Genomic DNA, 13220 nt, shown 5'->3' with positions numbered 1-13220 from the left:
GAGGCATGACATCTGTCATACGCCACTCCGGACGCCCGGCACTGCCCCCGCCCCCACCTCCGCAGCCACGCTGTCCGTATGACAACGACAGCCCCGGTGGTCGCGTTCGACCAGGTGAGCAAGGCATACGACGCCGTCCGGGCGGTGGACGGACTGACCCTGGCCCTGCGCCCGGGGCAGACCGTGGCGCTGCTGGGCCCCAACGGCGCCGGCAAGTCCACCACCCTCGACCTGCTCCTCGGCCTCAAGAAGCCCGACAGCGGCACGGTCCGCCTCTTCAGCACCAGCCCCCGGGACGCCATCGTCGCCGGGCGCGTGGGCGCCATGCTGCAGAACGGCGGGCTGATGGACGAGGTCACGGTCGCCGAACTGGTGCGGCTCGCCTGCGACCTGCACCCGAAGCCGTACCGGCCCTCCGAGGTCCTGTCCCGCGCGGGCATCGAGCAGATCGCCGACCGCAAGGTCAACAAGCTCTCCGGCGGCCAGGCCCAGCGCGTCCGCTTCGCCCTCGCCACCGCCGGCGACAGCGACCTCATCGTCCTGGACGAGCCCACCACCGGCATGGACGTCACCACCCGCCAGGCCTTCTGGGCCACCATGCGCGAGCAGGCCGGCCAGGGCCGGACCGTCCTCTTCGCCACGCACTACCTGGAGGAGGCCGACGCGGTCGCCGACCGGGTCCTCGTCCTGCACCGCGGCCGGCTCCTCGCCGACGGCACGGCCGCCGAGATCAAGGCCAAGGCGGGCGCCCGCCGCATCTCCTTCGACCTCGCGGGCACCGTCGACGAGGCCGCCCTGCGCGGCCTGCCCTTCCTGACCTCCCTGACGGTCTCCGGCCGGACCGTCCGCATCCAGTCCACCGACGCCGACGCCACCGTCCACGCCCTGTACGGCCTCGGCGTCTACCCCCGCAACCTCGAAGTCGCCGGGCTCGGCCTGGAGCAGGCCTTCGTCGCGATCACGGCCGCCGAGGAGGCGAAGTCGAAGTGAACAGCCTGATCAAGCTGGAACTCACCCGCGCCCTGCGCAACCGCAAGTTCCTGTTCTTCTCCGTGATCTACCCCTCGGTCCTTTTCCTGATCATCGCGGGCAACGCCGACAGCACCACGACAGTGCCCGGCAGCGCCCTGACCCTCCCGACCTACATGATGGTCTCGATGGCCTCCTTCGGCGCCCTCACCGCCGTCCTCATGGGCAATAGCGAACGCATCGCCAAGGAGCGCGAGGGCGGCTGGGTACGGCAGTTGCGCCTGACGACGCTGCCGGGCCGCGGCTACGTCCTCGCCAAGACCGCGAGCGCCGCCGTCGTCAGCCTGCCGTCCATCGTCATCGTCTTCGCCGTCGCGGCGGCCGTGAAGGACGTACGCCTGGACGCCTGGCAGTGGCTCGCCCTGACCGGCGCGATCTGGGCCGGCAGCCTCGTCTTCGCCGCGCTCGGCGTCGCCCTCGGCTACCTCGCCAGCGGCGACGCGGTCCGCCCGATCACCATGATCACCTACTTCGGACTGTCGATGCTCGGCGGCCTGTGGATGCCGACGACGACGTTCCCGGGCTGGCTCCAGGACATCGCGAAGTGGCTCCCCACGCACGCGTACGCTGCCCTCGGGCAGGCCATCGAGCAGAGCCACGCCCCGCACGCCCAGGACCTCGTCATCCTCGTCGTGTCGTTCGTCCTGTTCGCGGGCGGCGCGGCCTGGCTGTACCGGAAGGACACCTTGAAGGCGTGAGCGGCGACGGGTTCGGTATGGGGCAGCGCCCCGTGAACCGCAGGCAGCGGGCGGTGAAGTCGCTGTGGACCGGCATCTGGCTGGTCTACCTGAGCGCACCCGTCACCGACCTGCTGCACGGCGGCCACAGCACGGGCGTCCGCGTCCTCGGCTGGATCGGCCTGGCCGCGTTCGTCACCTGGTACATGCTGCTGGTCTTCCGCACCGGTCGGGGCGAGCGCAACGGCGTGGTCCTCGGCTCGCTCGGGGTCCTCGCCGCCCAGTCCGCGCTCCTCGCCGTCACCCTGGGCCGCGAGTGGCTGGTGCTGTTCGTGTACGTGTCGATCGCGTCCGGCGCGGCCCTGCCCCTGCGCATGGCCCGCTGGACCATCCCGGCCGCGTGCGCGCTGCTGACCGCCGTCGCGCTCGCGGTGCCGGGCGGCGAGTCCTACCTGGCGAGCCTGCTCATCCCGGCCCTGCTGGGCGGCTTCGCGATGACCGGCGTACGCGAACTCGTCCGCACCACCATCGCGCTGCGCGAGGCCCGCGCCACCGTTGCCCAGCTCGCCGCCAACGAGGAGCGCCTGCGCCTCGCCAGGGACCTGCACGACCTGCTCGGCCACTCCCTCTCCCTGATCACGCTCAAGAGCGAACTGGCCGGCCGCATGCTGCCCGACCACCCCGGCAAGGCGGCCCAGCAGGTCGCCGACATCGAGCAGGTCAGCCGCCAGGCCCTGGTCGACGTACGCGAGGCCGTCACCGGCTACCGCCGTCCCCGTCTCGCCGCCGAACTCGCCGGTGCCCGGGTCGCCCTGACCACGGCCGGCGTCACCGCAGAGCTGCCCGCCGAACCCGACCTCACCGGTGTCCCCGAGGAGAGCGAGTCCGCCCTCGCCTGGGCGCTGCGCGAGGCCGTCACCAACGTCGTACGGCACAGCGGCGCCCGCCGCTGCGCGGTCGAGCTGCTGTACCGCCAGACCCTCGACGGCCCGGTGCTCGAACTCGCCGTCGAGGACGACGGCTCGGGCGGCCCGGGCGACGGCCACGGCAACGGCCTCACGGGCCTGACCGAACGCCTCACCAAGGCGGGCGGCACCCTGGAGGCGGGCCCGCTCAAGCACGGCTTCCGCCTGGTCGCACGCGTGCCCTCGGCCGGGCCGGCGGACGTAGGATCCCCGGCATGAGCCGCACGATCAAGGTCCTGCTCGCCGAGGACCAGTCGATGGTCCGCGAGGCCCTGGCCGCCCTGCTCGGCCTGGAGGAGGACATCGAGGTCGTCGCCCAGGTGGCCCGCGGCGACGAGGTCCTGGGCGCGGCCCGCGAGCACGCCGTCGACGTGGCCCTCCTGGACATCGAGATGCCCGGCGCCACGGGCATCGAGGCCGCGGCCCGCCTCCACGCCGAACTCCCGCACGTCAAGCTGGTGATCCTCACCACCTTCGGCCGCCCCGGCTACCTCCGCAGCGCGATGGAGTCCGGCGCCGACGCCTTCCTGGTCAAGGACGCCCCCGCCGCGCAACTGGCCGAGGCGATCCGCAAGGTCCTGACCGGCGAACGCGTCATCGACCCCACCCTCGCGGCAGCGGCCCTGGCGGAAGGCGCCAACCCCCTCACAGACCGAGAACGAGAAGTCCTCCGAGCAGCGTCGGACGGCTCCACCAACGCGGAACTGGCCCAGACCCTGCACCTCTCCCAGGGCACGGTCCGCAACTACCTCTCCACGGCCATCCAGAAACTGGCAGTGCGGAACCGAGCGGAGGCGGTCCGAGCAGCCCGCGAAAAGGGCTGGTTGTAGACCGACTCTCCTGGGGGCGCGGGGAACTGCGCGATCAACCACGAACAACCCGCACACGCCCACCTCAGAAAGCCCCCTACGGCGAGGAGGCGTCAGTTGAGCATCGCCCGGGCCGCCGCGGCTTCCCCCCGCATCCGCTCGGCAGCACTCTCATCCACCGCCCGCACAACCTCCGCATAGGCCTCCAACTCCACCGCCCCACCCAGAAAATCCCCCCGTCCCACCAGCAACTGCGCCCGCTCGTACCGCAACCGAGCCGGATGCGACGGCAACTGCAACGACAACTCGACCGCCCACAGCGCCACATCCGACCGCTCCGGCCGAGCCGCCGCCCACGCCCGCACGTTGTTCAGGATCCGCAACACCACATCCAGCGGATCGGCCGGCCGCAGCATCGACGGATCGAGGTGCGCCCCCGTCGCCCCGGCGACCAGCAACTCCGCGTCCGCCCCCGTCAGCACCCGCCCCCCGTCGAACGGATCGGCGAGCACCTGCCCCTCGTCGGGCCCGAACCCGACGACGAAATGCCCCGGCAGCGCCACCCCGTACACCGGCGCCCCGGCCCGCCGGGCCACCTCCATCCACACCACGGACAGCAGGATCGGCAGCCCACGACGCCGCACCAGCACCTCGTGCAGCAGTGAGGACTCCAGGCGCTGGTAGTCGGCCGGGGCGCCGTGAAACCCCAGCCGGTCCCCGAGCAGCTCCCGCAGGGCGACCGCCCACGCGTGCGGCCGGCCGGGCCGGAACGGCAGCAGCCCGGCCAGCCGGTCCAGCTCGACCTGCGCGGCGTCCATGCCCGCCTCGCCCAGCGCTCCGTCCGCCGCCGCGCCCACCAGCAGGCACAGCGTCGACAGATCGGGCCGCTCGGACCGGGCCTCTTCGGCGAACCGCCGCCGCAGCTCGGCGGAACGCTCGGGGGACGGGGGATATGGGGGACGCATGGCTGGCTCGTGCCCTCTCACGACGATCGGTTACCGGCCAAAGGCGCGGTCGTCCGGTTCCCGGTAGTGGTGGTAGGCGTGGTGCGCCGCGAAACCCATCCCGGCGTACAACGCCCGCGCTCCCTCATTGTCGGCCTCGACCTGGAGCCATGCCGCCGACGCACCCTCGTCCAGGGCCCGCCGGGCCAGCGCCGCCATCACGGCCGTGCCCAGCCCCTGCCGCCGCAGCTCCGGATCGACCTCGACGGCGGCGAACCCGGCCCACCGTCCGTCGACGACACACCGCCCGATGGCGGCCGGAGCCGCTGCCTCAGCCGCACCCGTCACGGTCGCGAACCACACCGAAGGCCCGGCCTCCAGCACCCGCAGCGCGACCTCGCTCACGCCCTTGCGCTGGTACCGGGCCAGCCACGCCTCGTCGGCCTCCCGGGACAGCACGACCCCCGACGGCTCGGCGAGGTCGGCGACCGGTGCCAGCGGCCCGACCCACACCTCGGCCGTCACCTCCCGCTCCCAGCCCCGCTTCTCCAGCTCCGCGCACAGCAGCTCCTGCGCGCCCTCGGCACCGGTCGCGGTCTGGACGTAGGCGGGCAGGCCGCGCTCGCCGTACCACCGCCGGACGGCGTCGAGAGCCTCGTCCAGGGACACGCCCGGGTCACCGAGCGGCAGGACGGAATTCGCCCGGCGCGTGAACCCGGACGCGGCCCGCAGCTCCCAGTCCCCGAGCCACTCGCTCTCCACGGGCGGCCAGGCCCGCGCGGCGACCCGGGCCAGTTCCTCGTAGGAGGCGGCCGGACCGCGGCGACGCGCCGGCGCGGCGGGCACGAGCTTGCCCGCGACCAGCGCCGATTCCGCGATACGGACGCTCTCGCCGCTCTTGCGTGTGATCAGCAACACACCTTTGTCCCATGATGTGAGAACTCCGACCGTGTCGGTGAACTTCTCACCCGGAGCCGCATGTTCGATCATGCTCCGTACGGAGACCCGTTTGCCCACGTCAGCAGCGGTGATACGGACCTCGAGTCGCCCGGCGGCAGAGATTTCCACTGGTCGGTTCACCCCTCCTGTTCGGATCATGCCCAGGAACGGAGATACTAGGGGCGGGCATCGACGACGCCGCGCTCCCGCGCGCCAGGCGGCGGAGCCTGAGGAGGCCCGCCAGCGCCCTATCGAGGAGGAACGACAGCGTGACCTACGTCATCGCGCAGCCTTGTGTCGACGTCAAGGACAAGGCGTGCATCGAGGAGTGCCCGGTCGACTGCATCTACGAGGGCTCCAGGTCCTTGTACATCCACCCGGACGAATGCGTCGACTGTGGTGCCTGTGAGCCGGTCTGCCCGGTCGAGGCGATCTTCTACGAGGACGACACTCCGGAGGAGTGGAAGGACTACTACAAGGCGAACGTCGAGTTCTTCGACGAGCTCGGCTCGCCCGGCGGCGCCAGCAAGCTGGGGCTGATCGAGCGCGACCACCCCTTCATCGCCGCGCTGCCGCCGCAGGCCTAGTCACCGCAAGCGGCCCGCACATCCGTGCCGCCTCGGTCCCGTACGGCCCGATCACGCCCTGATCGCCGTACGGGGCCGAGGCGTTTGCCGCGGCGGCTCGTCCGCACCAGAAAGTGAGCCAGAAACCGTGTCCGCAGTCTCCGACCGTCTCCCCACTTTCCCCTGGGACAAGCTGACGCCGTACAAGGCCACGGCCGCCGCCCATCCGGACGGCATCGTGGACCTGTCGGTCGGCACCCCGGTCGACCCGGTCCCCGAGCTGATCCAGAAGGCGCTGGTGGCCGCTGCCGACTCCCCGGGCTACCCGACCGTCTGGGGCACGCCCGAGCTGCGCGACGCGATCACCGGCTGGGTCGAGCGCCGCCTCGGCGCCCGGGACGTCACCCACCGCCACGTCCTGCCGGTCGTCGGCTCCAAGGAGCTCGTCGCCTGGCTCCCGACCCAGCTGGGCCTCGGCCCCGGCGACCGGGTGGCCTACCCGCGCCTGGCCTACCCGACGTACGAGGTGGGCGCCCGCCTGGCCCGCGCCGAGTACGAGGCCTACGACGACCCGACGGAGCTGGATCCCGAGGGCCTGAAGCTCCTCTGGCTGAACTCCCCGTCCAACCCGACGGGCAGAGTCCTGCCGAAGGAGGAGCTCACCCGGATCGTCGCCTGGGCCCGCGAGCACGGCATCCTGCTCTTCTCCGACGAGTGCTACCTGGAGCTTGGCTGGGAGGCCGACCCGGTCTCGGTGCTGCACCCGGACGTCAACGGCGGCTCGTACGAGGGCATCGTCGCCGTCCACAGCCTCTCCAAGCGCTCGAACCTGGCCGGCTACCGGGCGGCGTTCCTGGCCGGCGACCCCGCGGTCCTGGCTCCCCTGCTGGAGATCCGCAAGCACGGCGGCATGATGACGCCGGCACCGACCCAGGCGGCGGTGATCGCGGCCCTCGGCGACGACGAGCACGTCCGCGTCCAGCGCGAGCGCTACGCCGCCCGCCGCGCCCTCCTGCGTGAGGCGCTCCTCGCCCACGGCTTCCGCATCGAGCACAGCGAGGCCAGCCTGTACCTGTGGGCCACGAGGGGCGAGTCCTGCTGGGACACGGTGGCCCACCTCGCCGAGCGGGGCATCCTGGTCGCCCCCGGCGACTTCTACGGCCCGGCGGGCGCCCAGTTCGTCCGAGTGGCCCTGACGGCAACGGACGAGCGCGTGGCAGCGGCGGTCCAGCGGCTGTAACGGCCGGCCCGGCTGTGGGCAGTCGTTCCGCTGGGGCGGAACGGGTGGGCACAGCCACCAGTGCCGAGCACCGGCAAAGACGCTTCAGCGGTACCGACCCGCACACAGACCGAGGGGTCCAGGGAAACTCCCTGGACCCCTCGGCCGTCGAGACCCGGCGTCAGCCGACCGGCAGACCCTTCGCGGGCAGCGAGTCGGCCGACGGCACCCCGCCCTTCGTCAGGGAGTCGGTCGGCAGACCACCCTGCGCGGAACCGGCCGCGTCACCGACGAGCTGCCCGGCGGAGCCCGCCGCGTCACCGGCGGCCTCCTGCGCGACCGGCGTGGTCTTCTTGACCGCCTTGCCGTTGGTCTTGCCCGCGGCCGGCACCGCCTTCTTGACGGTCTTGCTGCCGGTGTCACCCGCGGACTCGGTGACGTTCTGCGCCGCGCCGTCGGCGGTGTTGCCGACGTTCGCCCCGTCCAGGGCGGTCAGCCCGCCGAGGTTCGGGGTGGCCGGCAGCTCGGGGGCCGCGCTGGCGGAGCCGGCCGCACCGACCCCGGCAGCCGCTCCCGCAGCGACGATCAACGCGGCACGGGCGATCCGGCGGGTCAGGGGGAGGGACATGGTGCTCCTTCGACGGGAGAGAACGGTGAGGTTGTGAAGTGTCCGGCCGGGTCCGGGAGTTGATCGACTGGCTGTTGATCTCCCCGGCTCGGACGCAGTGACTACCGCTCGAAGCCCGCGAAGGTTGCGGCGCCGCAACGTAAAGAGTTGGTAATGCGTCGCATTATCGCCTGCGGATAAAAACGGGCAAAGAGACTTCCACCGGAAAGCCCGCCGAATCCTTCCAGCCCCTTGTTCCCAAGGGTTCTCGCGGTTTCCGGGCGGAGGACACGAGAGCCCGCGCACACGGCCGCCGCCACGCCGCCCGGGTAGCCCCCAGGAGTGAAGCCCCGCACCCTTGCGCGATCTAGCCCATCGTCACGATACGGACGGCGTCCGCGTCCCGCTCCGCGCCCGCCGTGCCCTTCGTCCCGGCCTCCCGCCACTCGCTGGCGGTGTTCCCGGCGACCCACTCCCGCCCCGCGTACGTGACGCGTGCGATGTGCAGCTCGGAGGCGTTGGCCACGGCCCAGTGCGCCAGCTGCCAGCCGCGCTCCTCCACCCGCTGACCGCCTGCGGCCCCCGTGCCGGCGGTCACGGGCAGCGTCATGGTCCGCTCGTCGGACCCGCCCGTACCGCTCGGGGACGGCGTCGGCGTGGCCGCCGACGAGCTGCCCACCTCCGCACCGGCCGGCTCCAGCACATCGCGCCCGAAGTCCCGCACAAGCGCCGCACGCACCCCGTCTGGGCCCGTCGCCCGGGTCGCGGCCGGGCGGCCCTCGCAGGTCAGCGTGGCCGCGGAGTGCCCGGTGAGGGCCGCGGCGAGCAGCGCCGCGTCCGGCTCGTGCTTGGCGTAGGCCTGCGGGAAGCCGCTGCGCTGCACGCGCTGCGCGGCGTCGGTGAGGGGCAGCCGCGTGTAGCCGGGCACCTTGACCAGGTGGTCGTAGAACTCGCCGGCCGAGTACGTCGGGTCCAGGATCTCCTTGGGCGTGCCCCAGCCCTGCGAGGGCCGCTGCTGGAACAGGCCGAGCGAGTCCCGGTCGCCGTGGTTGATGTTGCGCAGGCTCGATTCCTGGAGCGCGGTCGCCAGCGCGATGGTCACGGCCCGCTCCGGCAGACCGCGTCCGTCACCCACGGCGGCGATCGTCGCCGCGTTCACCGCCTGCTCGGGCGTGAACTCGTACGACGCCCCGTCGCCCTTTCCGGAGACGACTTTGCAGCCCGGTCCGCCGGTGCCTCCGGTGACGTACTGCACCACGAGGTAACCGGCTATCGCGAGCAGGACCACGAACGCGGACCCGCATCGGAAGAGGCGGCCGCGACGCTTGGGAGAGGACGGCTCTGGCACGCCGTACAAGGTACTGGAGAGTACGGAGTGCCTTGTGCCAGGTGTGGACAGTGGGGCCAGGGCTGGCGCGTTAGGGTCGACGGCATGGCCGACACCTCTCTTGACCTCACGCTGGACGCCGCTGAGCTCACCGCCCGGCTCGTCGACTTCCGCTCCGAGAGCGGCACCGAGAAGCCGCTGGCGGACGCGATCGAGACCGCGCTGCGCGCGCTGCCCCATCTCACGGTCGAGCGGTTCGGCAACAACGTCGTGGCCCGGACGGACCTGGGCCGCCCGGAGCGGGTGATCCTGGCCGGTCACATCGACACCGTCCCGATCGCGGACAACGTCCCCTCCCGGCTCGACGAGGACGGCGTCCTGTGGGGCTGCGGCACGTGCGACATGAAGTCGGGCGTCGCGGTGCAGCTGCGCATCGCGGCCACGGTCCCCGCCCCCAACCGCGACCTGACCTTCGTCTTCTACGACAACGAGGAGGTCGCCGCGGAGCTGAACGGCCTCAAGCACGTCTCCGAGGCGCACCCCGAGTGGCTCCAGGGCGACTTCGCGGTCCTGCTGGAACCCTCGGACGGCCAGGTCGAGGGCGGCTGCCAGGGCACGCTGCGGGTGCTGCTGAAGACCAGGGGCGAGCGGGCCCACTCGGCGCGCGGCTGGATGGGCTCCAACGCGATCCACACGGCCGCTCCGATCCTCGCCCGCCTGGCCTCCTACGAGCCGCGCTGGCCGGTCATCGACGGCCTGGAGTACCGCGAGGGCCTCAACGCGGTCGGCATCAGCGGGGGAGTGGCCGGCAACGTCATCCCCGACGAGTGCGTGGTCACCGTCAACTTCCGCTACGCGCCCGACCGCACCCCCGAGGAGGCCGTGGCCCACGTCAAGGAGGTCTTCGCGGACTGTGGCGTGGACGAGTTCGAGGTGGTCGACCACAGCTCGGCCGCGATGCCGGGCCTGTCGCACCCGGCGGCGAAGGCGTTCATCGAGGCGGTGGGCGGCACCCCGATGCCGAAGTACGGCTGGACGGACGTGTCCCGCTTCTCGGCCCTGGGCGTCCCCGCGGTCAACTACGGCCCCGGCAACCCCCACTTGGCGCACAAGCGGGACGAGCGCGTGGAGATCGCGAAGATCCTCGCGGGCGAGGAGCGCCTGCGGACCTGGCTGACGGCCTGACCGACCGGAACGCCATCGTGTTTACGGCGCTCGATCGCGGACATGCTCACGTCCCTCGTTCGTAACCCGCGTAGATCTACGCTGAGGTGGAAAAACAGGCACGACGGAGGGAGCGCACATGGCGACCGGCAACCCCGAGGGGAAGAAGCAGCCGCCGGAGGAGAAGCGCCTGGGCCCGGTCCTCCGGCGGCGGGACCAGGTACAGGCCAGCACCACGGACCAGCGGCTGCTGGACGCGGGCGGGCCCTCCGACTGGGTGCACACCGACCCCTGGCGCGTGCTGCGCATCCAGTCGGAGTTCATCGAGGGCTTCGGCACGCTCGCCGAACTCCCGCCCGCGATCAGCGTCTTCGGCTCGGCCCGGACGCCGGCGGACTCGCCCGAGTACGAGGCGGGCGTCCGGCTGGGCCGGGGCCTGGTGGACGCGGGCTTCGCGGTCATCACGGGCGGCGGCCCGGGCGCGATGGAGGCGGCCAACAAGGGCGCCCTGGAGGCCAAGGGCATCTCGGTCGGCCTCGGCATCGAGCTGCCGTTCGAACAGGGCCTGAACCCGTACGTCGACATCGGCCTGAACTTCCGCTACTTCTTCGTGCGGAAGATGATGTTCGTCAAGTACGCCCAGGGCTTCGTGGTCCTGCCCGGCGGCCTCGGCACCCTCGACGAACTCTTCGAGGCCCTCACCCTCGTCCAGACCCAGAAGGTCACCCGCTTCCCCATCGTCCTGTTCGGCAGTGAGTACTGGGGCGGCCTGGTCGACTGGCTCCGCCACACGGTCATCGCCCAGGGCAAGGCCGCGGAGAAGGACCTCCTGCTGTTCCACGTCACGGACGACGTGGACGAGGCGGTGGCCCTGGTGTCGAAGGAGGCAGGCAGGTAGAGGCAAGCCGGGCTTCTCGTCCGACGGATTCGGCGGGCGGGCCGGGGGGCCAGGGGGCGAAGCCCCCTGGTACCTCGGCTAGGCCAACCCGCGCCGCGCAACGGCAGGACCCCGATGCCCCGCGATCGCCCCGACCATCTCAAGCACCTGCCGCGTCTCCGCAACCTCATGCACCCGGTACACCCGCGCCCCCAACCACGCGGACACCGCAGTCGTGGCCAACGTCCCCACCACCCGCTCCTTCACGGGCCGGTCCAACGTCTCCCCGACGAAGTCCTTGTTGGACAACGACACCAGCACCGGCCACCCCGTGGCGACCATCTCCCCCAGCCGCCGGGTCGCCTCCAGACTGTGCCGCGTGTTCTTCCCGAAGTCATGCCCGGGGTCGATCATGATCGACTCCCTCCGCACGCCCAGCGCCAGCGCCCGCTCCGCCAGCCCGACCGTCACGTCCAGGATGTCGGCCATGACGTCGTCGTACTCCACGCGGTGCGGCCGGGTCCGCGGCTCCGCACCACCCGCGTGCGTACACACCAGCCCCACCCCGTACCGCGCGGCGACCTCGGCAAGCCCAGGATCGACCCCGCCCCACGCGTCGTTCAGCAGGTCCGCCCCGGCCTCGCACACGGCCTCGCCGACCTCGGCCCGCCAGGTGTCCACGCTGATGACCACGTCCGGGAACCGTCGCCGCACCTCCGCGACGAAACCGACCGTCCGCCGGGTCTCCTCCGCGGCCGTGACCTCCTCGCCCGGCCCGGCCTTCACCCCGCCGATGTCGATGATCGCGGCTCCCTCGGCGACCGCCTGCTCCACGCGCGCGAGGGCCGGTTCGTCGCGGAAGGTCGCGCCCCGGTCGTAGAAGGAGTCCGGGGTCCGGTTCACGATCGCCATGATCACCGGCTCGTGCGGCCCGAATTCCCGCCTGCCCAGCCTGAGCATCCGCTGTGACCTTTCCTGGTACGTCCCCGTCTTCCGCCGCCTGCGACCCTAACCGTCGGGCTCGCATGGCACGATCGGAGCCTGACACCATCGGTGTCCGAAGACACCGACAGATCCGACCGTGGGGGCTCCGCGATGGTTATGTTCCTGTTCCTGGTCGTCGCGCTAGCCGTCGTGGTCGCCGCGGTGACCCTCGCCGTGGTGGGCGGCGGCGAGAACGGCCCGCTGCCCGAGGCCGTCCCCGAGCGGCTGCGGGACCCGCTGCCCCCGGACCGCCCGGTCGACCGTGCCGACGTCGAAGGCCTCCGTTTCCCGCTCGCCGCCCGCGGCTACCGTATGGCGGACGTGGACGACGCCCTCAGCCGCCTGGGTGCCGAGCTCGCCGAGCGTGACGCCCGCATCGCCGACCTGGAGTCGGCCCTGGCGGGCGCCAGAACAGCCGCCGGACACGGCCCGGTGTCCGGGGAGAACCACACCTCCGCGGAGAACCACGTGTCCATGGACAAGCCTGCCCCGGGGCGGGAGGACCGGCCATGAGCGACGGCACCGCCCTCGCCGGCCCGGACGGCGCGCTGCGCTGCCCCTGGGCCCTGTCCGCCCCGGAGTACGTGGCGTACCACGACGAGGAGTGGGGCCGCCCGGTCCACGGCGACGACGCGCTCTACGAGCGCCTCAGCCTGGAGGCCTTCCAGTCCGGCCTGTCCTGGATCACGATCCTGCGCCGCCGCCCCGGCTTCCGCGCCGCCTTCGCCGACTTCAAGATCGCCTCGGTGGCGGCCTTCACCGACGAGGACCGCGAGCGCCTCCTGGCCGACGCCGGCATCATCCGCAACCGCGCCAAGATCGACGCGACGCTCGCCAACGCGCGCGTGCTGGCCGAGTGGGCCCCGGGCGAACTGGACGAGCTGATCTGGTCGCACGCCCCCGAGCCCGGCACCCGCCCGGTCCCGAAGGCGCTCTCCGACGTCCCGGCCGTCACCCCCGGGTCGACGGCCCTGTCCAAGGCGCTGAAGAAGCGGGGCCTGCGCTTCGTCGGCCCGACGACGGCGTACGCGCTGATGCAGGCCTGCGGACTGGTCGACGACCACCTCCAGGCCTGCGTCGCGCGTCGCGCATGACGCCGCCGCGGCGGGTCAG

The 13220-nt window shown here is 72.3% G+C and carries 15 protein-coding genes; 10 read left to right on the top strand and 5 right to left on the bottom strand.

Annotated elements, in window-relative coordinates:
- The first annotated feature begins 78 nt into the window (after positions 1-78).
- The 4 genes from ABZ192_RS34705 to ABZ192_RS34690 are packed head-to-tail and all read left to right on the top strand — an operon-like array spanning position 79 to position 3501.
- Positions 79-990 (top strand): ABC transporter ATP-binding protein, encoded by a 912-nt coding sequence (locus ABZ192_RS34705; RefSeq protein ID WP_356928458.1) that lies wholly within the window; start codon positions 79-81, stop codon positions 988-990.
- Positions 987-1727 (top strand): ABC transporter permease, encoded by a 741-nt coding sequence (locus tag ABZ192_RS34700; RefSeq protein WP_356928457.1) that lies wholly within the window; start codon positions 987-989, stop codon positions 1725-1727. Before ABZ192_RS34705 ends, ABZ192_RS34700 begins: the two co-directional genes overlap by 4 nt.
- The gene (locus tag ABZ192_RS34695; RefSeq protein ID WP_356928456.1) at positions 1724-2890 is read left to right on the top strand and encodes a histidine kinase; all 1167 of its coding nucleotides are present in this window, start codon (positions 1724-1726) and stop codon (positions 2888-2890) included. Before ABZ192_RS34700 ends, ABZ192_RS34695 begins: the two co-directional genes overlap by 4 nt.
- Positions 2887-3501 carry a response regulator transcription factor gene (locus ABZ192_RS34690; protein WP_356928455.1) on the top strand — a complete coding sequence of 205 codons (615 nt, stop codon included), beginning with the start codon at positions 2887-2889 and terminating at the stop codon, positions 3499-3501. Before ABZ192_RS34695 ends, ABZ192_RS34690 begins: the two co-directional genes overlap by 4 nt.
- Before the next feature lie 92 nt (positions 3502-3593).
- On the opposite strand, the gene ABZ192_RS34685 is transcribed toward ABZ192_RS34690, so the two are convergent.
- Together ABZ192_RS34685 and ABZ192_RS34680 are read right to left on the bottom strand one after the other, a co-directional pair.
- Positions 3594-4445, bottom strand: a complete 852-nt coding sequence (locus tag ABZ192_RS34685; RefSeq protein WP_356928454.1) for a transglutaminase-like domain-containing protein — start codon at positions 4443-4445, stop codon at positions 3594-3596.
- Between the two features lie 30 nt (positions 4446-4475).
- The gene (locus ABZ192_RS34680; RefSeq protein WP_356928453.1) at positions 4476-5492 is read right to left on the bottom strand and encodes a GNAT family N-acetyltransferase; all 1017 of its coding nucleotides are present in this window, start codon (positions 5490-5492) and stop codon (positions 4476-4478) included.
- A 140-nt stretch (positions 5493-5632) separates the two neighbouring features.
- On the opposite strand from ABZ192_RS34680, the gene fdxA reads away from it, so the two are divergent.
- Positions 5633-5950, top strand: coding sequence for a ferredoxin (gene fdxA, locus ABZ192_RS34675; RefSeq protein ID WP_010047804.1), 318 nt, complete (start codon positions 5633-5635; stop codon positions 5948-5950).
- A 127-nt stretch (positions 5951-6077) separates the two neighbouring features.
- Positions 6078-7169, top strand: coding sequence for a bifunctional succinyldiaminopimelate transaminase/glutamate-prephenate aminotransferase (locus ABZ192_RS34670; protein ID WP_356928452.1), 1092 nt, complete (start codon positions 6078-6080; stop codon positions 7167-7169).
- Positions 7170-7329: 160 nt separating this feature from the next.
- Here the strand turns inward: ABZ192_RS34670 and ABZ192_RS34665 are convergent, their stop codons facing one another.
- Both ABZ192_RS34665 and ABZ192_RS34660 read right to left on the bottom strand, forming a co-directional pair.
- On the bottom strand, positions 7330-7776 hold the full coding sequence (locus ABZ192_RS34665; protein WP_356928451.1) for an ATP-binding protein: 447 nt from the start codon (positions 7774-7776) through the stop codon (positions 7330-7332).
- A 346-nt stretch (positions 7777-8122) separates the two neighbouring features.
- Positions 8123-9103: a heavy metal transporter gene (locus ABZ192_RS34660; RefSeq protein WP_356928450.1), complete on the bottom strand. Its 981-nt coding sequence runs from the start codon at positions 9101-9103 to the stop codon at positions 8123-8125.
- A gap of 84 nt (positions 9104-9187) precedes the next feature.
- On the opposite strand from ABZ192_RS34660, the gene dapE reads away from it, so the two are divergent.
- Both dapE and ABZ192_RS34650 read left to right on the top strand, forming a co-directional pair.
- A complete protein-coding gene (gene dapE / locus ABZ192_RS34655; protein WP_356928449.1) occupies positions 9188-10267 on the top strand; it encodes a succinyl-diaminopimelate desuccinylase in 1080 nt (359 codons plus the stop codon).
- A 118-nt stretch (positions 10268-10385) separates the two neighbouring features.
- Entirely contained in the window at positions 10386-11144 is a 759-nt protein-coding gene (locus tag ABZ192_RS34650; RefSeq protein WP_356928448.1) for a TIGR00730 family Rossman fold protein, read from the top strand.
- Positions 11145-11222: 78 nt separating this feature from the next.
- On the opposite strand, the gene folP is transcribed toward ABZ192_RS34650, so the two are convergent.
- On the bottom strand, positions 11223-12083 hold the full coding sequence (folP, locus tag ABZ192_RS34645) for a dihydropteroate synthase (protein WP_356928447.1): 861 nt from the start codon (positions 12081-12083) through the stop codon (positions 11223-11225).
- Positions 12084-12218: 135 nt separating this feature from the next.
- On the opposite strand from folP, the gene ABZ192_RS34640 reads away from it, so the two are divergent.
- Both ABZ192_RS34640 and ABZ192_RS34635 read left to right on the top strand, forming a co-directional pair.
- The gene (locus tag ABZ192_RS34640) at positions 12219-12620 is read left to right on the top strand and encodes a DivIVA domain-containing protein (RefSeq protein WP_356928446.1); all 402 of its coding nucleotides are present in this window, start codon (positions 12219-12221) and stop codon (positions 12618-12620) included.
- Positions 12617-13201 carry a DNA-3-methyladenine glycosylase I gene (locus tag ABZ192_RS34635; RefSeq protein ID WP_356928445.1) on the top strand — a complete coding sequence of 195 codons (585 nt, stop codon included), beginning with the start codon at positions 12617-12619 and terminating at the stop codon, positions 13199-13201. Before ABZ192_RS34640 ends, ABZ192_RS34635 begins: the two co-directional genes overlap by 4 nt.
- Positions 13202-13220 lie beyond the last annotated feature (19 nt).

The organism is Streptomyces sp. NPDC006235 (assembly GCF_040613735.1).
Classification (GTDB): domain Bacteria; phylum Actinomycetota; class Actinomycetes; order Streptomycetales; family Streptomycetaceae; genus Streptomyces.
This window is presented reverse-complemented; position numbering and strand designations above follow the sequence as displayed.

Excerpts from the sequence above, each read along its gene's own strand:
- ABZ192_RS34640 (WP_356928446.1), top strand. The coding sequence starts at position 12,219 with ATGGTTATGTTCCTGTTCCTGGTCGTCGCGCTAGCCGTCGTGGTCGCC.
- ABZ192_RS34635 (WP_356928445.1), top strand. The coding sequence starts at position 12,617 with ATGAGCGACGGCACCGCCCTCGCCGGCCCGGACGGCGCGCTGCGCTGC.
- ABZ192_RS34665 (WP_356928451.1), bottom strand. The coding sequence starts at position 7,776 with ATGTCCCTCCCCCTGACCCGCCGGATCGCCCGTGCCGCGTTGATCGTC.
- dapE (WP_356928449.1), top strand. The coding sequence starts at position 9,188 with ATGGCCGACACCTCTCTTGACCTCACGCTGGACGCCGCTGAGCTCACC.
- folP (WP_356928447.1), bottom strand. The coding sequence starts at position 12,083 with ATGCTCAGGCTGGGCAGGCGGGAATTCGGGCCGCACGAGCCGGTGATC.
- ABZ192_RS34685 (WP_356928454.1), bottom strand. The coding sequence starts at position 4,445 with ATGCGTCCCCCATATCCCCCGTCCCCCGAGCGTTCCGCCGAGCTGCGG.
- ABZ192_RS34705 (WP_356928458.1), top strand. The coding sequence starts at position 79 with ATGACAACGACAGCCCCGGTGGTCGCGTTCGACCAGGTGAGCAAGGCA.
- ABZ192_RS34690 (WP_356928455.1), top strand. The coding sequence starts at position 2,887 with ATGAGCCGCACGATCAAGGTCCTGCTCGCCGAGGACCAGTCGATGGTC.
- ABZ192_RS34650 (WP_356928448.1), top strand. The coding sequence starts at position 10,386 with ATGGCGACCGGCAACCCCGAGGGGAAGAAGCAGCCGCCGGAGGAGAAG.